This window comes from Lysobacter sp. GX 14042, from assembly GCF_021390425.1.
Taxonomy (GTDB): domain Bacteria; phylum Pseudomonadota; class Gammaproteobacteria; order Xanthomonadales; family Xanthomonadaceae; genus Novilysobacter.
On the sequence record NZ_JAJUWY010000001.1, the window covers coordinates 267,757 to 288,618 of the forward strand.

A 20,862-nucleotide genomic window follows, 5' to 3' on the forward strand; every position below is an offset into this window, starting at 1 on the left:
TCCTGCAACCGAATCCCCGACATGAGTGACACCCTGCGCCAACAGCTCCTGGGCCTGGGCTTCAAGGAGCCCACGCCCGCCAGGCCGCGCCGTGAACCCCGCCGCGACGGTGGACCCGGCCGTGGCGGGCCCGGTGGCGGCACCCCTGCCAAGGCAGGCGTCGCGAAGCCGCCGGGTGCGCGTGCGGGCCAGGAGCGCGGCAAGGGCAAGGGGGGGCCGCGCCCGCCGGGCCGGGGACGCGACCGGGGCGAGATCGACCTGGCCAAGGCCTACGCCATCCGTGCCCAGAAGGACCGGGACGAGCGCCTGGCCGCCGAGAAGGAAAAGCAGGAGCAGGCCCGCCGGCGCCGCGAGGCGCGGGCGAAGCTGGCGGCGCTGGTGGAGGGCAAGGCGCTCAACGCCGAGGATGCCGGGATTGCCCGCCACTTCGAGTACGGCGGCAAGATCAAGCGCATCTACGTCACCGATGGGCAGCTCCGCGCGCTCAATGCCGGCGAGCTGGGCGTCCTGCAGCTCAATGGCCGCTACGTGCTGGTCACCGCGGACCTGCTTGCCGAAGCGGAGGCGATTTTCCCGGACGCGGTCGCGCTGAAGGTCGATCCCGCCGCCCCGGCCGCGGACGATCCCTACGGCGATCCCAGGTTCCAGGTCCCCGACGACCTGGTGTGGTGAAGCCACTGCCGCGGGGAGGCGGCGGACTTCAGTCCGGATCGTAGTCGAGGTTCGGCGCCAGCCAGCGTTCGGCCTGCTGCAGCGTCGCGCCCTTGCGCCGGGCGTAGTCGGCGACCTGTTCCTTCGAGACCCGCCCGACCACGAAGTACTGGCTGCCGGGATGGCTGAAGTAGTACCCCGACACCGCGGCCGCCGGGTGCATGGCGAAGTGGTCGGTGAGTTCGATGCCAGCATGGGCGGTGGCATCGAGCAGCCGGAAGATCGTCGCCTTCTCGCTGTGCTCGGGGCAGGCCGGGTAGCCCGGGGCGGGGCGGATGCCACGGTACTGCTCGGCGATCAGTGCCTGCGCGTCCAGTGACTCGCCGGGTGCGTAGCCCCAGAACTCCGTGCGCACCCGCTGGTGCAGGCGCTCGGCCAGGGTTTCGGCCAGCCGGTCGGCCAGGGCCTTGAGCAGGATCGCGTTGTAATCGTCGTGGTCGGCCTGGAAGCGGGCGACGTGCTGCTCGATGCCGATGCCGGCGGTGACCGCGAAGGCGCCGATCCAGTCCCGCACCCCGGTGTCCTTCGGCGCGATGAAGTCGGCGAGGCAGAAGTCCGGCCGCTCGGCCGGTTTGTCGACCTGCTGGCGCAGGAAGTGGAAGCGGGCCGCGCCGCCATCGGGCAGGGTGAGCTCGACGTCGTCGCCGATCGCGTTCGCCGGCCACAGGCCGAACACCGCGCGCGCGGTCAGCCACTTCTCCCCGACGATCCGCTCCAGCATCGCGCGGGCATCGGCGAACAGTTCGGTGGCCTGCCGGCCGACCACCTCGTCGTCCAGGATGGCCGGGTAGCGCCCGTGCAGTTCCCAGGCCTGGAAGAACGGGGTCCAGTCGATCAGCCCGACCAGTTCGGCCAGCGGATAGTCGTCGAACACGTGCAGGCCGGGCCGCTTCGGCTCCGGCGGCCGGTAGTCGCCCCAGCCGCCCTCGAAGCGCTGCCCACGGGCCTTCGCCAGCGACACCAGCCGCTTGCCGCCGTCACGGTTGCGGTGGCGCTGCCGGACCTGGGCGTAGTCGGACGCGTTGGCGGCGACGAACGCCTCGCGCAGTTCCGGGCTGACTAGCGACTGGGCGACGCCGACCGCACGCGAGGCGTCCTTCACCCACACGCTGGGCCGGTAATGCGGGTCGATGCGCAGTGCGGTGTAGGCGCGCGAGGTGGTCGCCCCGCCGATCAGCAGCGGCATGCTGAAGCCCTGGCGCTCCATTTCGCGCGCGACGTGCGCCATTTCCTCCAGCGAAGGGGTGATCAGGCCGGACAGCCCGATCATGTCGGCGTTCTCGGCCCGCGCGGTGTCGAGGATCTTCTGTGCCGGCACCATCACCCCCAGGTCGATGACCTCGAAGTTGTTGCAGGCCAGCACCACGCCGACGATGTTCTTGCCGATGTCGTGCACGTCGCCCTTGACCGTGGCCATCACGATCCGCCCGTTGGACTGGCCGCTGTCGCCGGTGCGCAGTTTCTCGGCCTCGATGTACGGCAGCAGGTGGGCGACCGCCTTCTTCATCACCCGCGCCGACTTGACCACCTGCGGCAGGAACATCCTGCCGGCGCCGAACAGGTCGCCGACCACGTTCATGCCGTCCATCAGCGGGCCTTCGATGACGTCCAGGGGGCGGCTGGCCTGCAGCCGCGCCTCCTCGGTGTCGTCCACGACCCAGCGGTCGATCCCGTGGACCAGCGAATGGGAGAGCCGCTCGGCGACGGTGCCGTCACGCCATGCCTCCCGTTCTCCGTTCCCGCCTTCCGGTTCCCGCTTCTTGCCCCGGTACCGCTCCGCAAGTTCCAGCAGCCGCTCGGTCGCGTCCGGCCGCCGGTTGAGCACCACGTCCTCGACCGCCTGCCGCAGCTCCGGATCGATGTCGTCATGCACCGGCAGCGCGCCGGCGTTGACGATCCCCATGTCCAGCCCGGCGCGGATCGCGTGCAGCAGGAACACCGCGTGGATCGCCTGGCGCACGGTCTCGTTGCCGCGGAAGGAGAAGCTGACGTTGGAGATGCCGCCGGATACGTGCCCGTGCGGGAAGCGCCGCTTCAGCTCGCCGGCGGCCTCGATGAAGGCCACCGCGTAGCCGTCGTGCTCCTCGATGCCGGTGGCGATGGCGAACACGTTCGGATCGAAGATGATGTCCTCGGGTGCGAAGCCGGCCTCGCGCGTGAGCAGCGCGTGCGCCCGGGCGCAGATCGCGACCTTGCGCTGCGCGGTGTCGGCCTGGCCGTCCTCGTCGAAGGCCATCACCACCACCGCGGCGCCATGGCGGCGCACCAGCCGCGCCTGGCGCAGGAATTCGGCCTCGCCTTCCTTCATCGAGATCGAGTTGACGATGCCCTTGCCCTGCAGGCATTTCAGCCCGGCCTCGATGACCTCCCACTTCGAACTGTCGACCATCACCGGTATCCGGGCGATGTCGGGTTCGGCGGCGATCAGGTTGAGGAACTCCACCATCGCCTTCTTCGAGTCGAGCAGGCCCTCGTCCATGTTGACGTCCAGCACCTGGGCCCCGCCCTCGACCTGCTGGCGCGCCACCGCGACCGCCTCGTCCAGGCGGCCGTCCTTGATCAGCTTGCGGAACCTCGCGCTGCCGGTGACGTTGGTGCGCTCGCCGACGTTGATGAAGTTGCTCTGCGGGGTGATCGCCAGCGGCTCCAGGCCGCTCAGGCGGGTGTGCCGGGCGGTGTCCGCCGGCACGGCCCGCGGGCGCACCCCGTCGACCGCCGCGGCGATGGCGCGGATGTGCTCCGGCGTGGTGCCGCAGCAGCCCCCGACCAGGTTGAGCAGTCCGGCGCGGGCGAATTCGCCCAGGTCGCGGGCCATGTCCTGAGGGGTTTCGTCGTAGCCGCCGAGCGCGTTCGGCAGCCCGGCGTTCGGATGGGCGCTGATGTGGGTGTCGGCGATCCGCGAGAGGACGTCGACGTGCTGGCGCAACTCCTTCGCGCCGAGCGCGCAGTTCAGGCCGATCGCCAGCGGCCGGGCGTGGCGGACCGAGTACCAGAAGGCCTCGGCGGTCTGGCCCGACAGGGTGCGCCCGGAGGCATCGGTGATGGTCCCGGAGACGATCACCGGCAGCCGGCCGCCGGCGGCCTCGAAGGCTTCGTCGATGGCGAACAGCGCGGCCTTGGCGTTCAGGGTGTCGAACACCGTCTCGACCATCAGCAGGTCCGCGCCGCCCTCGATCAGCCCGGTGGCGGCCTCCAGGTAGGCCTCCCGCAGCTGGTCGAAGGTGGTCGCGCGGAAACCCGGCCGGTTCACGTCCGGGCTCAGCGAGGCGGTGCGGCTGGTCGGGCCGAGCACGCCGGCCACGAAGCGCGGCCGCCCCGGCTCCGCCGCCGCGCAGGCCTCGCGCGCCAGGCGCGCGCCGGCGGCGTTGAGCTCGCGTGCCAGGTGGGCCAGTCCGTAGTCGGCCAGCGAGACCGACGTGGAATTGAAGGTATTGGTCTCGACCAGGTCGGCCCCGGCTCCGAGGTAGGCGCGATGGATGTCGCGGATCAGTTGCGGACGGGTCAGGCTCAGCAGGTCGTTGTTGCCGCGCTGATCGCGGCCGCAGCCACACTGCGGCCCATGGTGGTGGCCTTCGGCCGGTTGCTCGCTGTCGTAGCCGCCGGCAAAGCGCTCGCCACGGTAGTCGGCCTCCTCCAGCCGATGGCGCTGGATCATCGTCCCCATCGCCCCGTCGAGGACCAGGATCCGCTCGTCCAGCGCGGCCAGCAGCGCGCCCGCGCGCCCGGGATGCAGCCAGGCAAGCCCGTTCATCGCCCGGGCTTCCGCCCGATCAGGGCGATGACCTCGAAGTGCGGCGGGCGACGTTCGCGGGTGGCGATGCCGCAGCTGCTGATCTCCAGACCGGCCCGGGCGGTGAAGCGCTGCAGCTCCTTGCCGGTGAAGCCGAGGTTGACGTGGCCGTAGGCCTCGACCACGCCGCGATGGCCGTGCCGGGCCAGGCTGGTCAGCAGCAGGCGCCCGCCCGGGCGCAGCACCCGCGCGGCCTCGGCGACCGCCCTGGCCGGCTGGTCGGCATAGGTCAGCGCGTGCATCAGCACCGCCAGGTCGAAGCTGGCGTCGTCGAAGGGCAGGGCGTGCATGTCGCCCTCGCGCACCTCCACGTTCTCCAGCCGGCGCAGGCGCTCGGAGGCGGCCAGCACCACCTTGGTGCTGGAGTCCAGGCAGACGTAACGGTGCGAGTGCGGGGCCAGCAACTCGGCCAGCACGCCATCACCGGAAGCCACGTCGAGCACGTCGCCCGGCTCGAGCAGCGGCAGCGCCGAGCGGGCCATGGCCTCCCAGGTGCGGCCGGGGGAGTAGTGGCGCTCCATGTCGCCGGCCACCGCGTCCGCCCAGTTCTGCCCGGCGGCGCGCGCGGCAAGCACCTCGGGCACCCGCTCGGCGTCCTGGCGCAGCAGCGGGTCGTCGCTGCCCGAGCGCAGGGTGCGCCACAATTGCTGCTGCGCCGGGTCCAGCGCCGCTTCCTCGAAGCGGTAGTAGGCGGACACGCCGGCACGCCGGTCGCGCACCAGGCCGGCCTCGCGCAGGCGGGCCAGGTGGGTCGATACCCGCGGCTGGGCCAGGCGGGTGATGGCCGACAGCTCGGCGACGGTGAGTTCCTCGTCCTCCAGCAGCGCCAGCAGGCGCACGCGGGTGGCGTCGGCGAACACCTTCAGCCGGGCGGACCAGGCTTCCAGATCCATCGGTGATCCTTTATATGTTCATCGCGATACAGCGATGGAGTCTGCTGCCGGCGCCGGTTCCGGTCAAGCGCCGGCCCGGCCATGCGGCGTCCGGCGTATCCGCCGGGCGTATTCGGTAAATGCGGCGGCAGGGCTACAATTGCCCGATTCCAGAAAAGCCGAGGTATGGAACGTGGATTTCAGCTTCACCGAAGAGCAGTTGATGATCCAGGACGTGGCCCGTCGCATCGCGAACGAGAAGATCGCGCCCAGCGCCGAGCACCACGACCGCACCGGTGAGTTCCCGCTCGAGAACATCCGTACCCTCGGCGAAAACGGCCTGATGGGCATCGAGGTACCGGCCGAGTACGGCGGCGCCGGGATGGACCCGGTCAGCTACGTGCTGGCGATGGTCGAGGTGGCCGCGGCCGACGCCGCCCACTCGACGATCATGTCGGTCAACAACTCGCTGTTCTGCAACGGCATCCTCAAGTACGGCACCGAGGAACAGAAGCAGAAGTACGTGCGGGCGATCGCCGAAGGCCGCGAGATCGGCGCCTTCGCGCTGACCGAGCCGCAGTCCGGCTCCGACGCCACCTCGATGCGCTGCAAGGCGGTGAAGCAGGCAGACGGCACCTGGGTGGTCAATGGCAAGAAGAGCTGGATCACCTCCGGGCCGGTCGCGAAGTACATCGTGCTGTTCGCCATGACCGACCAGGACAGGGGCGCGCGCGGCATCACCGCGTTCATGATCGACACCGACCGCGAGGGCTTCGGCCGCGGCAAGACCGAGCCCAAGCTCGGCATCCGCGCCTCGGCCACCTGCGAGATCGAGTTCAACGACTACGTGGTGCAGGCCGACGAGATCCTCGGCGCCGAGGGCGAGGGCTTCAAGATCGCCATGACCGTGCTCGACGCCGGGCGCATCGGCATCGCCAGCCAGGCCATCGGCATCGCCCGCGCAGCGTATGAGGCGACCCTGGAATACGTGAAGGAGCGCAAGGCCTTCGGCCAGCCGATCGGCGCGTTCCAGATGACCCAGGCGAAGATCGCCGACATGAAGTGCAAGCTCGACGCGGCGCTGCTGCTGACCCTGCGCGCGGCCTGGCAGAAGGGCCAGTTCGACCAGGGTGGCGCGCGCTTCAGCAACGAGGCCGCGATCGCCAAGCTCACCGCTTCCGAGGCCGCCATGTGGATCACCCACCAGGCGCTGCAGATCCACGGCGGCATGGGTTACTCCAAGGAGATGCCGATCGAGCGCTATTTCCGCGACGCCAAGATCACCGAGATCTACGAGGGCACCAGCGAGATCCAGCGCCTGGTGATCGCCCGCAACGAGACCGGGCTGCGCTGACATGCCCGCCAGGCACGCCCGGTACCCCGCCTTGCATGTGACACGCGGCTGCGATCGCCGCGACATCCCGATCGCCGCCGGCGAAGGCCGGCGCTGCTTCCCCCACCGTTGACTCAACGAGCCCCGGCCCGTGCGCGAGCACGGGCTTCAACGTAATTGGACATCCGGTTTCCATGAGCAAACAGCGTAAATCCCCCGTGCAGGACAAGGATGTGTCCCTGCAGCCGATCCTGAAAGCGATGCGGGAAGGCCTGCCCAAGCCCCGCCATGCCCAGGCCGAGGCCTTCCTGCACGCGTTCTACGCGCGCATGGGCCAGGACGAGATGCCCGAGCACACTCCGGAGGGCTGGGCCGCCCTGGCCACGGACTTCCTCGACTTCATCGCCACCCGCAAGCCGGGTACCGGGCAGGTCCGCCTGTTCAACCCGACCCGCGCGACCCATGGCTGGGAGTCGCCGCACACGGTGCTGCAGATCGTCAACGACGACATGCCGTTCCTGGTCGACTCGGTGACCATGGCGCTGTCCGAGCTGGGGATCGGCGTGCACGTGCTGGGCCACCCGGTGCTGCGGGTGACCCGCGACAAGGCCGGCAAGCTGCAGCAGATGGGCGAGGGCGAGGCCGAGTCGCTGATGCACCTGGAGATCGACCGCCAGGCGACCGACGCCATGCCGCGGATCGAGGAGGCGGTGCGCGCGGTGCTCGCCGACGTGCGCGCGATCGTGCGCGACTGGGAGCCGATGCGCGAGCGCATGCTGAAGGTGGCCGACGAGATCGAGGGCCGCCAGCTGCCGGTCGACGAGGAAGGCCGCAAGGAGGCGCAGGAGTTCCTGCGCTGGGCCGCCGACGACCACTTCATCTTCTTCGGTTTCCGCGAGTACGAGGTGGTCACCGAGGGCGAAGACCCGGTGCTGCGTGCGGTCAAGGGCAGCGGCCTGGGGCTGCTGCGCGGCAGCGAGGGCGGCGCGCCGCGGCTGATCAGCTCGCTGGCGGCCACCTACATGCCGCATTCCGGCGCGATCGACGCGCTGATCCTGACCAAGACCAACGCCCGGGCCACGCTGCACCGTCCTGGCTACATGGACTATGTCGGCGTGCTGACCTATGGCGAGGACGGCAAGCCGGTGAAGGAGGAGCGCTTCCTCGGCCTGTACACCTCCTCGGCGTACAACCGCCGCCCGTGGGAGATCCCGCTGGTCCGCCAGCGCCACGCCCACGTGATGGAAAACTCCGGCCTGCGCCCGGAAAGCCACAGCGGCAAGGCGCTGCGCCACATCCTGGAGACCCTGCCGCGCGACGAGCTGTTCCAGTCGACCGGCGAGGAACTGCTGCGCACCACCACCGGCATCCTCGGCCTGCAGGAGCGCGTGCGTCCGCGCATGTTCCTGCGCCGCGACCGCTACGGTCGCTTCTTCTCGGCGCTGGTCTACATTCCGCGCGACCGTTTCAACACCGACGTGCGCCTGCGCATCGAGGCGATGTTCAAGCGTGCGCTGCACGGCGAGCACGTCGACAGCTCGGTGGTGTTCGGCGAATCCCCGCTGGCCCAGGTGCACCTGCTGGTGCGTCCGCGTCCGGGCGAGGCGGTCCAGGTCGATGCGGCGGCGATCGAGGCCGAGCTGGTGGAGATCGTCCGCGACTGGCGCGACGAGCTGCGCGACGTGCTGGTCGAGCGCCACGGCGAGGCCGAAGGCCTGCGGATGGCCGGCGAGTTCGGCCGCGCGCTTCCCAATGGCTACATCGAGGACGTCTCGGTCGCGGTGGCCGCGGCCGACGTCGAGCACCTCGCCGCGCTCGAGGGCGTCGAGGACCTGCGCCTGAGCCTGTACCGGCTGCGCCCGGGCGCAGGCGGCCTGCGCTTCAAGTTCTACCGCCAGGACGGCGACATCCCGCTGTCGGATGCGCTGCCGCTGATGGAGAACATGGGCCTGCGGGTGATCACCGAGCACCCCTACCGGCTGTACGCCGGCGAGAGCCTGTACTACATCCAGGACTTCGAGGTCGAGGCGCTCGACGCCGGGGCCGACGTGGAGGGCCTGCACGGCCGCTTCGAGGATGCCTTCGCCCGCGTCTGGCGCGGCGACGCCGAGAACGACGGCCTCAACCGCCTGGTGCTGGCCGCCGGCCTGACCTGGCGCCAGGTCGCGATGCTGCGCGCCTACTGCAAGTACCTGCTGCAGGTGGGCGTGCCGTTCTCGCAGGCGTATGTCGAGCAGACCTTCGCCCGCTATCCACTGCTGGCGCGCCTGCTGGTGGAAATGTTCGAGGCCCGCTTCGATCCGGACGCCGACCGCAGTGCCCGTGAGCGCAAGGACGAGCTCGCGCAGTTCGCCGCCCAGGTCGAGGGCCTGGCCGGCGGCGATGCCTCGGCGCTGGCCGCCCTGGAGCCGCTGCTTGCCGCCCGCAAGGGCAAGCGCAAGGCCCGCATGGAGGCGGCGCACGAGGCCATGTCGGCGCTGCTGGACCGGGTCTCGAGCCTGGACGAGGACCGCATCCTGCGCAGCTTCATCGGCGTGATCGGCGCGACCCTGCGCACCAGCTACTACCAGGCCGGCGTCGGCGGCGCCCAGCGCGGCTACGTCGCCTACAAGTTCGACACCGCGCTGGTGCCCGACGCGCCCAAGCCGGTCCCGTACCGCGAGATCTTCGTCTACGGCCCGCGCGTGGAAGGCATCCACCTGCGCTTCGGCGCCGTGGCCCGCGGCGGCCTGCGCTGGTCCGACCGGCGCGAGGACTTCCGCACCGAGGTGCTGGGCCTGGTCAAGGCGCAGATGGTCAAGAACACCATCATCGTCCCGGTCGGCGCCAAGGGCGGCTTCATCGTCAAGCGCCCGCCTGCCGCGCGTGACGCCCTGCAGGCCGAGGGCGTGGCCTGCTACCGGATGTTCATCAACGGCCTGCTCGACATCACCGACAACCTGGTCGACGGCGCCATCGTCCACCCGGACGACGTGGTCCGCCACGACGGGGACGACCCGTACATGGTGGTCGCCGCCGACAAGGGCACCGCGCGCTTCTCCGACATCGCCAACCAGATCTCGGCCGACCACGGCTTCTGGATGGGCGATGCGTTCGCATCCGGCGGCTCGGTGGGCTACGACCACAAGGGCATGGGCATCACCGCCCGCGGCGCCTGGGAGTCGGTAAAGCGCCACTTCCGCTCGCTGGGCGTGGACAGCCAGAAGCAGGACTTCACCGCGGTCGGCATCGGCGACATGTCCGGCGACGTGTTCGGCAACGGCATGCTGCTGAGCAGGCACATCCGCCTGGTCGCCGCGTTCGACCACCGGCACGTCTTCATCGATCCGGATCCGGATGCCGCGCGTTCGTTCAAGGAGCGCCAGCGCCTGTTCAAGCTGGCCGGCTCGAGCTGGGAGGACTACAAGGCCGAGCTGATCAGCAAGGGCGGCGGGGTGTACCCGCGCAGCGCCAAGTCGGTGAAGCTGACCGCCGAGGCGCGGCAGGCCCTGGGCATCGACGAGTCGATCGACTCGCTCAGCCCCAGCGAGCTGGTCAGCGCGATCCTGCGCGCCCCGGTCGACCTGTTGTGGAACGGCGGCATCGGCACCTACATCAAGGCCGCCAGCGAAAGCCATGCCGACGTGGGTGACCGCGCCAACAACCCGGTCCGCATCAACGGCGGCGAGGTGCGGGCGAAGGTGATCGGCGAGGGCGGCAACCTGGGCATGACCCAGCTGGGCCGCATCGAGGCGGCCGCAGCGGGGGTCATCCTCAACACCGACTTCATCGACAACTCCGCCGGCGTAGGCACCTCCGACCGCGAGGTGAACATCAAGATCCTGCTCAACGAAGTCGTCAAGGCGGGCAAGCTCAAGACCGACGCGCGCAACAAGCTGCTGGCGGAGATGACCGACGAGGTCGCCGGCCTGGTGCTGGGCGACAACTACCGCCAGAACCAGGCCATCAGCCTGATGGAGCGGATGAGCGTGCCGCGCCTGGGCGCCAAGCAGCACTTCATCCAGGTCCTGGAGTCGCAGGGCCTGTTGGACCGGCAGATCGAGTACCTGCCGTCCGACGCGGAGCTGTCCGAGCGCCGCGCCCGCGGCCTGGGCCTGACCCGGCCGGAGCTGGCGGTGCTGCTGTCGTACTCCAAGCTGGTGCTGTTCCAGCAGCTGGTCGACTCGGACGTGCCGGAAGATCCGTACCTGTCGAAGGAGCTGGTGCGCTACTTCCCCGAGCCGTTGCAGAAGAAGTACGCCGGCTTCATGGAAGGCCACCGCCTCAAGCGCGAGATCATCGCCACCGCGGTGACCAACTCCATGGTCAACCGCATGGGCGCGACCTTCGCGCTGCGCATGGCCGAGGACACCGGGCGCAGCCCGGGCGAGATCGCCGAGGCCTACACCATCGCCCGCGAGGCGCTGGATGCCCGTGGGCTGTGGGCGCAGATCGACGGGCTCGACGGCAAGGTGCTGGAGGCGGTGCAGATCGACGCGCTGCTGGTGATCTGGAACCTGCTGCGCGCGTTCTCGCGCTGGCTGCTGCTGCGCCCGGGCGCGATGCCGGAGATCACCACCTCGATGGCGCGCTTCGGCGAAGGCCTGAAGGCGGTGCGCGAGGCGCTGCCCAGGACGATGTCGCAGGTGCGCCGCGAGCAGTACGAGGCCTCGCTGGCCGAGTGGAAGCAGAAGGGGGTGCCGGCGTCGCTGGCCGCCGAACTGGCCGCCCTGCCGATGCTCGAGTTCGCCCCGGACATCATCGAGATCGCGCACTCGCGCAAGCTCTCGCCGGTGGACGTGTCGCAGGCGTTCTTCGCGGTGGGTGCCGCGCTGCAGCTGCCGTGGGTGTACGAGCAGATCGGCCAGTTGCCGGTCGAGGGCCGCTGGCATGCGCTCGCCCGCGGATCGCTGCGCGACGAGCTGGCCGCGCAGCAGCGGGCGCTGGTCGGCCAGGTGCTGGCCGGCGGCGGGCGCAAGCCGGTGGAGGCGAAGGTCAGCGCGTGGCTGGAGCGTGACGACCCGGCACTGCGCTTCGCCCAGTCGATGCTCGAGGAGATGTCCACGCAGAAGGAGCTGGACTACCCGACGGTGTCGGTGGCCGTGCGCCGCCTGGCCCAGGCCGCCGCGACCGGCGGCTGAGGCGCCGCGCCGCTGCATGCTGTTCCGGACGGGCGGGGATCCATCAGGGTCCCCGCCCGTTCTTTCACCCGCCCGCGCTATCCTCGCCGCATGCCGAACTCGACTCCCATGACGGCGCAGGACCCGCGCATCTGTTTCCTGGCCAGCCCGGCGCCGGACGCACGCGCGGCCTGCGAGGAACTGACCCGGCTGCATGGCGACCATCCGCCGGAGGACGCCGACGTACTGGTGCCGCTGGGTGGCGACGGTTTCATGCTGCAGACGCTCCACCGCCATGCCGCGCTGGGCAAGCCGTTCTACGGCATGAAGCTGGGCACCGTCGGCTTCCTGATGAACCACTTCCGCAGCGATGGGCTGGTCGGCCGGCTCCACGCCGCCGAGCCGGCGGTCCTGCACCCGCTGGAGATGCTCGCGCAGTCCGAATCCGGCGCCAGCGTCGGCTCGCTGGCCTACAACGAGGTCTCGCTGCTGCGCCAGACCCGCCAGGCGGCCCATGTGTCGATCGAGCTCAATGGCCAGGTCCGCCTGGAGGAGCTGATCTGCGACGGCGTGCTGGTGGCCACCGCGGCCGGCTCCACGGCCTACAACTTTTCCGCCCAGGGGCCGATCCTGCCACTGGGCGCCGGGGTCATCGCGCTCACCCCGATCGCCGCCTTCCGCCCGCGGCGCTGGCGCGGCGCGGTGCTGATGGCCGGTACCGAGGTGAAGTTCCGGGTGCTCGATCCGTACAAGCGCCCGGTCAGCGCCACCGCCGACTCCCACGAGGTGCGCGACGTGGTCGAGGTCACCGTGCGCGAGTCGCGCGACCGCAGCGTGACGCTGATGTTCGACCCCGACCACCGGCTCGAGGAGCGGATGCTGGCCGAGCAGTTCACCAGCGGCTGAACCGGGCGTCTCGCCGGATGCGACCGGGCGCGGGCACAATCAGCGGCATGAACGACCTCGTCGACCCGCTGATCGTCGCGATCTCCTCGCGCACCCTGTTCGACCTGGAGGAAAGCCACGTCCTGTTCGAGAGCGAGGGCCTGGATGCCTACGCCGAGTTCCAGCGCAGCCATGAGGACCAGCTGCTCGAGCCGGGGGTGGCGTTCCCGCTGGTGCGCAAGCTGCTGGCGCTCAACGAGGGCTCCCCGCCGGAGGCGCCGCGGGTCGAGGTGATCCTGATCTCGCGCAACTCGGCCGATACCGGGCTGCGGATCTTCAACTCGATCGCCCACCACGGGCTGGCGATCCGCCGCGCCGCCTTCAGCAATGGCGCCCCGCCGTATCCCTACGTGCGCCCGTTCGGTGCCGACCTGTTCCTGTCGACCAACGCCCAGGACGTGCGCAACGCGCTCAGTGCCGGCGTGGCGGCGGCGACCCTGCTGCCCAGCCGGGTGCCGCAGCAGCGTTCCGACCAGCTGCGCATCGCCTTCGACGGCGATGCGGTGATCTTCGATGACGAGGGTGAACGGATCAGCCGCGAGGGCGGGCTGGCGGCCTTCGCCGAACACGAGCGCAGCCGCGCCGCCGAGGCCCTGAGCGGGGGGCCGTTCCGCGGCTTCCTAGACGCCCTGCACCGGCTCCAGGCGGCGTTCCCCACCGGCCAGGACGCGCCGATCCGCACCGCGCTGGTCACCGCCCGCTCGGTGCCGGCGCACGAGCGGGTGATCCGCACCCTGCGCGGCTGGGGCATCCGGCTGGACGAGGCGCTGTTCCTGGGCGGGCGGGCGAAGGGCCCGTTCCTGGAGGCGTTCGGGGCCGACATCTTCTTCGACGATTCCGAGCACAACATCGAGTCGGCGCGTGGCCTGGTGACCGCCGGGCACGTCCCGCACGGGATCGCCAATCCATGACATTGGTCGGCAAAATGCACGGTTCCTGCTAGAATTTCGCCCATCGTCTGCGATCGCCTGCACCCATCGGGGTGCGCTGTGGCCGTCCGGCCGCTCGTCGCGACGTGTCCACCCGGTGGGTTGGGGAGCAGGGTCGAGGACCCTCGCCGGCGGCATCACGCCTGATTGCCCGTGGCTCGCGCTGTCCGCGCGGCTGCCGGGTCCCGTGTGCAACGAACACCACCATCCGGGCGCAGCCCGCCTGCTGCCGTGCCGGCGCGGGACCGGGGTACGCGCACCGCCGCAACAGACAGGAGACAACACCCGAACATGAGCAAGCGAATCGCGATCCTCGGCGCCGGCCCCAGTGGCCTGGCACAGCTTCGTGCCTTCGAATCCGCGCGCCGCGCCGGTGCCGAGGTGCCCGAGATCGTCTGCTACGAGAAGCAGTCCGACCTGGGCGGCATGTGGAACTACACCTGGCGCACCGGGCTGGATGCCTACGGCGAGCCGGTGCACGGGAGCATGTACCGCTACCTGTGGTCCAACGGTCCCAAGGAGTGCCTGGAGTTCGCCGACTATGGCTTCGAGGAGCATTTCGGCCGGCCAATCCCGTCCTACCCACCGCGCGAGGTCCTGCGTGACTACATCATGGGGCGAATCGAGAGGTGGGGGCTGCGGGAACAGATCCGCTTCAACACCGCGGTGCAGTGGGTCGAGTACTCGGACGCGTCCGGCAGGTTCAGTGTCACCGTGCGGGATGTCGTGAAGGATGAACTGGCGACCGAGGAGTTCGACCACGTCATCGTCGCCACCGGCCACTTCTCGACCCCCAACGTGCCGTACTTCGAAGGCCTGGAGCACTTCCCGGGACGCGTGCTGCACGCCCATGATTTCCGCGACGCCTGCGAGTTCCAGGGCAAGGACCTGCTCCTGGTCGGCTCGAGCTACTCGGCCGAGGACATCGGCACCCAATGCCACAAATACGGGGCAAGATCGGTCACCTTCAGCTACCGCAGCGCACCCATGGGCTACGATTGGCCGGACGCGTTCGAAGAGCGCCCGTTGCTGCTGCGGGTCGAGGGCAACACCGCGCATTTCAGGGACGGCAGCTCGCGGGAGGTCGACGCGATCATCCTGTGCACCGGCTACCAGCACCATTTCCCGTTCCTGCCCGACGGGCTGACGCTGCGTACCCGCAACCGCCTCTATCCGGCCGACCTGTACAAGGGCGTGTTCTGGATCGACAACCCGAAACTCGTCTACCTGGGCATGCAGGACCAGTACTACACCTTCAACATGTTCGATGCCCAGGCCTGGTATGCCCGCGACGTGATCATGGGAAGGCTGGAACTGCCGCCCGTGGCCGGGATGCGCGCCGATAGCCTGGCCTGGCTGGCCCGCGAAGAGGCGGCCGCCAGCGCCGACGACGAGATCGACTTCCAGGCGGCCTATACCCGCGACCTGGTCGACTGCACCGATTACCCCGAGTTCGACATCGAGGGCATGGGCGCGCTGTTCAAGCAGTGGATGCAGCACAAGAGGGAAGACATCCTCGGTTACCGCGACCGCAGCTACCCGTCGACCGTGACCGGGACCCGGGCACCGGTGCACCACACCCCGTGGATGGAGGCGATGGACGACTCGATGGAAGCCTTCCTCAACCAGCCGGAGGCACTGCGGAAGTCCGCCTGAGGACAGGCATCGTCACCCGGGCGCGGCCCTTCGGTCCGGCCCGGGCCACGGCGCTTCGGCCGGCACGATGTCGGTCACCCGCCAGCGCAGGCCCTGCCGGGTGAGCACCAGGGTGACCGGCGTACCGGCTGCCGGCTCGATGGTGGCGGTGAAGCGCGAGGGCGACTCGTAACGCCACTGCGGGTCGGCAAGCGGGTCCGCCGGTGGGGCGTGCGCGTAGGCGTCACCGGCGCTGATTCCGCCGCCGCTGCCGCGATGCCACAGGCTGCGCCCTTCCAGCAGCGCGCCCACGCCGGCGGGGGTGGCCAGGGTATCCACGGCACCACCGGCCAACCCGCTGGCCACCCGGGTCATCAGGCCGCCCAATGGGCTGGCGGCGAACTCCGGGCCCACCCGGCGTACCAGGTAGTCGTCGGCCCGCGCCTTCAGGTTGGCGCGCAACTGCGGGAAATCGACATGCCGCTCCAGCGCGGCGGTGTCGTGGGTGGCCAGCGCGTTGCGGATCCCGTTGACCGCCATCCACGGTCCGGCGGCGATCCAGCCGGCCAGCAGCACGATCAGGGCGAGGGCGGACAGCAGCCATCTGCGCATCTCAGAACTCCAGGTCGACCGCCGCGCACAGGTAATCGGTGAAGCGGGCGAGGGCGGCGAAGTCCTCTTCCAGCAACGCGAGCAGGCCGGGGCCGGTCATGGCCGAATCGTCCAGCGGCCGCATGAGCACGAAGCCCTTGCGCCTGAGATCGGCGGCGAACTCGAAATCGGCCGGGAAACCATGCGGCATGCGGACCAGCATGTTGCGGTCGTCGAGCGCGAAGCGTTCGCGGACCCCGGCGTCGTGCGCGGCGGCCTTCCAGCTGGCGGGGTTGTCGAGGATGAATTGCCGAACCTTGCGCACGGTGTCGTTGTGCGGGCGCCACAGGCCGGCGCCGACGAAACTCTGTCCCGGCCGCAGGTGCAGGTGGAAAGACGGCGCCTCCAGCTGGCGATGGCGGGTGTGGTAGATCTTCGCGCCCTGCCAGGTCTTGTACGGCGACTTGTCGTTGGCGAAGCGCGTGTCCCGGTTGATCCGGAACAGCGAGCCGCCCGCCCGCGCCGGGTTGGCGTGGTAGTGCGCGCTGATCTCCGCGACCGCCGGCCGCAGGTCCTCGAGCAGCCGCTGGTACGGCTCGCGTACGTGGCGCTCGTAGTCCGGCTTGTGGGCGTGGAACCAGGTGCGGTTGTTGTTGCGGGCCAGCGCCCTGAAGAAGCGCCAGGTGCCCTCGCTGAAATAGGCTGGCATGGACGGGGATGGTAGGGCGGCGTGGCTGTAGCGCGGTTAAGCCCCGGCGGCGCCGCCGATGCTGGCGGAGCGGGCATCCGCCGCCTGGCCGTGCGGCGGTCCCAGTCCGGCTTCGAGGCGGTCGCGCCAGTCCTGCAGGGCGTCCAGCAGGGCCAGCCGGGCCGGGTCTGCCCGGTGCGCGGCACGCAGTCCGGCGAGCTCGGCATCGAAGCCGGCGAAGCCGTGCTCGGCCAGGCCCTCGTCGCCATGCAGGCGGCGGCGCCGGTAGTCGTCCCAGCGCGCCTGCTCGTCGGCCGACAGGGTCCCGGGCCAGTTGCGGGCCCGGTAACGGAACAGCAGCTCGTGCAGGCGCGGGTCGCGGAAACCGAACCCGCATTCGCCGAGCGCGGTGTGCGGGGTGGCGCGGACTTCGCTGCACAGCCGGCGGTCCCCGGCATCCAGGAAACCGTCGTAGAGCCCGCCGTCGACGTCCCCCGGGCCGCGTGGACCCTTGCCGGCGAACACCCGGCGCAGCTTCTCCGCCAGCGCCGGGCCGGCCGCCCGCAGGACCTGTGCCCGGCGTTCCACCTCGTCGGCATCGATCCCCAGCCGCTCCAGGTCGGCCGGACGCAGGTGGTGCCAGGCGGCCAGGGCCGGACTGCGGTTGAGGTGGATTTCCTTGAGCGCAATCCGCTCGCAGCCTTCCGGCAGCGCCTCGCTGCGCACGTACAGGCGCGCGGCGATCGCCTCGGGGTCCAGTTCCAGCAGCGGTCCCGGATCCTGCGCCAGGTCGAACACGATCACCCGGTTGCCGATCGACGGGTGCGTGGCCAGCGGCAGCACCGGCGCGGCGCACATCCGGCTGGCCGGGAAGCGCTGCGACACGTGCAGGACCGGCTCCATGGCGATGGGATCGAGCATCCCGGCGACATGGCGCTTGTCGCGCAGCCGCAGCGCGTAGTCCCACAGCCGGGGCTGCGCCTGGCGCAGCAGGCGCGCCATCGAGATCAATGCCCGCACGTCGGAGAGTGCCTCGTGCGCGTCGCCCTCGCGCACGTCGTTGGCCTCGGCCAGGTGCTCCAGGCGGAAGGAGGCATGTCCGTCCTCGCGCCTGGGCCAGATGATGCCGTCCGGCCGCAGCGCGTGGGCGAGCCGGAATACGTCCAGCAGGTCCCAGCGCGAGTTGCCGCCGCGCCACTCGCGCTCGTAGGGGTCGAAGAAGTTGCGGAACAGGCCGTGGCGGATGAACTCGTCGTCGAAGCGCAGCGAGTTGTAGCCCAGGGTGCAGGTACCGGGCCGCGACATTTCCTCGCAGATCCGGCCGAATGCCTCGGCCTCGGCCACGCCTTCGGCGAGCGCCCGTTGCGGGGTGATGCCGGTGACCAGGGTCGCGCCGGGCGAGGGCAGCAGGTCGTCGGCGGGGCGGACGAACAGGCTGACCGGCTCCTCGACCGGTTCCAGCCCGCTGTCGGTGCGGATCGCGGCGAACTGGGCGATGCGGCTGCGGCGCGGATCGGTGCCGAAGGTCTCCAGGTCGTAGAACAGGAAGCTGGCGGCCATCAGCTGCCGGCCCGCTCGGGCACGCGCCCGGACGGCAGCGGCGCCAGGCGCTCGTGGACGAGGGCGTCGGCACGGTCCCAGTCGAGCTGCTCCAGGCTCTCCAGCCCAGCGGTCAGTTCGACCAGCAGCTCGCGCTGCAGGTTGCCGCGCATCAGCGCCAGGGCGTAGGGCAGGTGGCGGAAGGTCACCATCGAGTAGCGCGGCACGAAGCGATCGGGATGCCGGTGCGCCAGGCGGATCTCCAGGGCGCGCTGGAGCAGGTAATCGGCATCGTCCACCCGGTCGCGCATCTCCAGGTAGTTCTCCAGCGCCATGTGCTGGATCGCCCGCGCGTTCGGCAGGCGCTCGTCCTGGTAGGCGGCAAGGGCCCGGGCCGGATCATCTCCGGCGGCATCGAGGTGCCGGGCCAGCGCCGCGCAGTCCTCGAACGCGCAGTTCATGCCTTGGCCGTGGAACGGCACCATCGCATGCGCGGCATCGCCCACCAGCACCGCGCGCCCGTCCAGGTGCCAGCGGTCCAGGTACAGCGTGCCCAGGCTGCCGGTCGGGTTGTGCTCGAAGTCGTGCTCCAGCCGCGGGATCAGCGGGGAGGCGTCCGGGAACCGGCGCTGGAACAGGGCCCGTGCCTGCGCCCCGTCGCGCACCCGGTCGAAGCCCGGCACGTCGGCGGCCGGGTCGCCCTCGTTGGGCATGAACAGGGTGACGGTGAAGGTGCCCTCGGTGTTGGGCAGGGCGATGCACATGAAGCGACCGCGCGGCCAGATGTGCAGGGCGTTCTTCTCGATGCGGAAGCCGCCGTCCGCCGTGGGCGGGATCTCCAGCTCCTTGTAGGAGTGGCCGAGCATCCGGGTGCGTTCGCCCAGGCTGGTCGCCCTGGCCATTTCCCGGCGCACCGCCGAACCGGCACCGTCGGCACCGACGAGGGTGGAGAACGCCGCCTCGTGGGTGCCGCCGGCATCGGAGAAGGTCGCGGTCTTCGCCTCGAAGTCGACCGATTCCAGCTTCCGGTCGAAGTACAGCCGCGCGCCGGCGCGCTCGGCGATGTCCAGCAGCGCCTGGTTGAGCCGGCCGCGGTGCACCGACCAGATCACCTCGCTGTCGTCGAGTCCGTAGCGCTGCAGGTCCACCCGGCCGTCGTCGAAGTGGACCATGCGCCCGCGCATCATGATCGCCTGGGCCATCACCGCCCCGTCGGCGCCGGCCTCGCGCAATGCGCCGCGGCCACGCTCGGCCAGGGCGAGGTTGATCGAACGCCCGCGCTCGTAGCCCTGCCGGCGCGGGTCGCCTCGCATCTCGTGGACCTCGACCTGCCAGCCGCGGCGGGCAAGCAGGGCGGCCAGCACCGCCCCGGCCAGGCCGGCGCCGATGATCGTGAGCCGGCGGTCGCCGGATGCGCTGGATTCGTTGGGCACGTGGCGGCTCCGCCGGTCAGGGGGTGCGGTCGCGCCAGGCCTCGACGGCCCGGGCGAAACGCAACACGTCGTGGTGGGTGTTGTAGAGCGGGGCGGGGGCGATGCGGATCACGTCGGGCTCGCGCCAGTCGCCCAGCACGCCATCGGCTTCCAGGTACTCGAACAGCGAGCGTCCCCGCTCCCGGCCCCCGGCGACCCGCAGCGAAAGCTGGCTGCCATGGCCCCCGGGCGCGGCCGGGGTGAGGATCTCCAGCACGCCGGCCAGCCGCTGCTCGACCAGCCCGCGCAGGTAGCCGGTCAGGCGCAGGGACTTGCCGCGCAACGCCGCCATTCCGGCGCGGTCGAACAGTTCCAGCGAGGCACGCAGTGGCGCCAGTGCAAGGATCGGTGGATTGCTCTGTTGCCAGCCCTCGGCCCCCGGGGTCGGCACGAATTCGGGCCCCATCCGGAAGCGGGACGCGGCCTCGTGGCCCCACCAGCCGGCGAAGCGCGGCCGGTCGCTGCGGGCGTGGCGCTCGTGCACGAAGCAGCCGCCGACCGCGCCCGGGCCACTGTTCATGTACTTGTAGTGGCACCACACGGCGAAGTCCGCCCCGCTGTCGTGCAGGGCCAGCTCGAGGTTGCCGGCCGCGTGTGCCAGGTCGAAGCCGCAGCTGGCGCCCTGGGCATGGGCGAGGCGGGCGATCTCCGCCAGGTCGAAGGCCTGTCCGGTGCGGTACTGCACGCCCGGCCACAGCACCAGCGCCAGCCGTGGGCCATGCAGGGCTATCGCGCGTTCGATGGCGGCCATCGACAGCGTGCCTCCGGGCTGGTCGGGCGCCACCTCGATGAGGTCGGTGGCCGGGTCGAAGCCGTGGAAGCGGATCTGCGACTCCACCGCGTAGCGGTCGGTCGGGAAGGCGCCGGCCTCGACCAGGATCGCCGGCCGCTCCGGCGTCGGGCGGTAGAAGCTGACCATCATGAAATGCAGGTTGGCGGTCAGCGAGTTCATCGCCACCACTTCCCGCGGCTGCGCCCCGAGTACCCTGGCCAGCCCGTCGCGGACCAGCTCGTGGTAGGGCATCCAGGCCGAATGCCCGCGGAAGTGCCCCTCCACCGCGACCTCGGCCCAGGTATCGAGGACTTCCTCGACATGGGCGCGCGCGCCGCGCGGCTGCAGCCCCAGCGAGTTGCCCACGAAATAGGCCTGCTCGCCGTCGCCGGCGCACGGCATGTGGAATTCCCCGCGCAGCGTCGGCAGCGGGTCGCGCTCGTCGAGCCCCAGGGCGTGTCGTTCGTCGAAGATCTCAGGCATCGG

General features: G+C 70.6%; 12 protein-coding genes and 1 pseudogene. 6 read left to right on the forward strand and 7 right to left on the reverse strand.

Annotation, left to right across the window (positions count from 1 at the left end; all coding sequences use genetic code 11):
- Positions 1-21: 21 nt before the first annotated feature.
- Positions 22-672, forward strand: a complete 651-nt coding sequence (locus LY625_RS01270; RefSeq protein ID WP_233737192.1) for a DUF2058 family protein — start codon at positions 22-24, stop codon at positions 670-672.
- A 28-nt stretch (positions 673-700) separates the two neighbouring features.
- On the opposite strand, the gene metH is transcribed toward LY625_RS01270, so the two are convergent.
- Together metH and LY625_RS01280 are read right to left on the reverse strand one after the other, a co-directional pair.
- Complete coding sequence (gene metH / locus LY625_RS01275; protein WP_233737193.1) at positions 701-4,462, reverse strand: methionine synthase; 3,762 nt, start codon at positions 4,460-4,462, stop codon at positions 701-703.
- Positions 4,459-5,394 carry a metalloregulator ArsR/SmtB family transcription factor gene (locus tag LY625_RS01280; protein WP_233737194.1) on the reverse strand — a complete coding sequence of 312 codons (936 nt, stop codon included), beginning with the start codon at positions 5,392-5,394 and terminating at the stop codon, positions 4,459-4,461. Before LY625_RS01280 ends, metH begins: the two co-directional genes overlap by 4 nt.
- On the opposite strand from LY625_RS01280, the gene LY625_RS01285 reads away from it, so the two are divergent.
- The 5 genes from LY625_RS01285 to LY625_RS01305 all read left to right on the forward strand — a co-directional run bounded on the left by LY625_RS01285 (position 5,345) and on the right by LY625_RS01305 (position 15,335).
- Entirely contained in the window at positions 5,345-6,727 is a 1,383-nt protein-coding gene (locus LY625_RS01285; RefSeq protein ID WP_343223443.1) for an acyl-CoA dehydrogenase family protein, read from the forward strand. The two genes, LY625_RS01280 and LY625_RS01285, sit on opposite strands and share 50 nt — an antisense overlap.
- Before the next feature lie 173 nt (positions 6,728-6,900).
- Positions 6,901-11,826 (forward strand): NAD-glutamate dehydrogenase domain-containing protein, encoded by a 4,926-nt coding sequence (locus tag LY625_RS01290; protein ID WP_233737196.1) that lies wholly within the window; start codon positions 6,901-6,903, stop codon positions 11,824-11,826.
- Positions 11,827-11,934: 108 nt separating this feature from the next.
- Entirely contained in the window at positions 11,935-12,711 is a 777-nt protein-coding gene (locus LY625_RS01295) for an NAD kinase (RefSeq protein WP_233737197.1), read from the forward strand.
- Positions 12,712-12,758: 47 nt separating this feature from the next.
- The gene (locus LY625_RS01300) at positions 12,759-13,661 is read left to right on the forward strand and encodes a 5'-nucleotidase (protein WP_233737198.1); all 903 of its coding nucleotides are present in this window, start codon (positions 12,759-12,761) and stop codon (positions 13,659-13,661) included.
- Between the two features lie 309 nt (positions 13,662-13,970).
- A complete protein-coding gene (locus tag LY625_RS01305) occupies positions 13,971-15,335 on the forward strand; it encodes an NAD(P)/FAD-dependent oxidoreductase (RefSeq protein ID WP_233737199.1) in 1,365 nt (454 codons plus the stop codon).
- A 12-nt stretch (positions 15,336-15,347) separates the two neighbouring features.
- Here LY625_RS01305 and LY625_RS01310 read toward each other — a convergent pair whose 3' ends face one another.
- The 5 genes and pseudogenes from LY625_RS01310 to kynU all read right to left on the reverse strand — a co-directional run bounded on the left by LY625_RS01310 (position 15,348) and on the right by kynU (position 20,859).
- Complete coding sequence (locus LY625_RS01310; RefSeq protein ID WP_233737200.1) at positions 15,348-15,926, reverse strand: DUF2939 domain-containing protein; 579 nt, start codon at positions 15,924-15,926, stop codon at positions 15,348-15,350.
- A 1-nt stretch (position 15,927) separates the two neighbouring features.
- Complete coding sequence (locus tag LY625_RS01315; RefSeq protein ID WP_233737201.1) at positions 15,928-16,614, reverse strand: TIGR02453 family protein; 687 nt, start codon at positions 16,612-16,614, stop codon at positions 15,928-15,930.
- 126 nt (positions 16,615-16,740) lie between these two features.
- A pseudogene (sbcB, locus tag LY625_RS01320) lies at positions 16,741-18,153 on the reverse strand (exodeoxyribonuclease I); the annotation flags it as partial.
- The gene (locus LY625_RS01325; protein ID WP_233737202.1) at positions 18,153-19,565 is read right to left on the reverse strand and encodes an NAD(P)/FAD-dependent oxidoreductase; all 1,413 of its coding nucleotides are present in this window, start codon (positions 19,563-19,565) and stop codon (positions 18,153-18,155) included. The pseudogene sbcB and the gene LY625_RS01325, both read right to left, overlap by 1 nt.
- A gap of 16 nt (positions 19,566-19,581) precedes the next feature.
- Positions 19,582-20,859 (reverse strand): kynureninase, encoded by a 1,278-nt coding sequence (gene kynU, locus LY625_RS01330; RefSeq protein WP_233737203.1) that lies wholly within the window; start codon positions 20,857-20,859, stop codon positions 19,582-19,584.
- Positions 20,860-20,862: the final 3 nt, after the last annotated feature.

Coding starts and splice junctions, on each gene's coding strand:
- kynU (WP_233737203.1), bottom strand. CDS start 20,859: ATGCCTGAGATCTTCGACGAACGACACGCCCTGGGGCTCGACGAGCGC.
- LY625_RS01300 (WP_233737198.1), top strand. CDS start 12,759: ATGAACGACCTCGTCGACCCGCTGATCGTCGCGATCTCCTCGCGCACC.
- LY625_RS01310 (WP_233737200.1), bottom strand. CDS start 15,926: ATGCGCAGATGGCTGCTGTCCGCCCTCGCCCTGATCGTGCTGCTGGCC.
- LY625_RS01305 (WP_233737199.1), top strand. CDS start 13,971: ATGAGCAAGCGAATCGCGATCCTCGGCGCCGGCCCCAGTGGCCTGGCA.
- metH (WP_233737193.1), bottom strand. CDS start 4,462: ATGAACGGGCTTGCCTGGCTGCATCCCGGGCGCGCGGGCGCGCTGCTG.
- LY625_RS01290 (WP_233737196.1), top strand. CDS start 6,901: ATGAGCAAACAGCGTAAATCCCCCGTGCAGGACAAGGATGTGTCCCTG.
- LY625_RS01270 (WP_233737192.1), top strand. CDS start 22: ATGAGTGACACCCTGCGCCAACAGCTCCTGGGCCTGGGCTTCAAGGAG.
- LY625_RS01295 (WP_233737197.1), top strand. CDS start 11,935: ATGACGGCGCAGGACCCGCGCATCTGTTTCCTGGCCAGCCCGGCGCCG.
- LY625_RS01280 (WP_233737194.1), bottom strand. CDS start 5,394: ATGGATCTGGAAGCCTGGTCCGCCCGGCTGAAGGTGTTCGCCGACGCC.
- LY625_RS01315 (WP_233737201.1), bottom strand. CDS start 16,614: ATGCCAGCCTATTTCAGCGAGGGCACCTGGCGCTTCTTCAGGGCGCTG.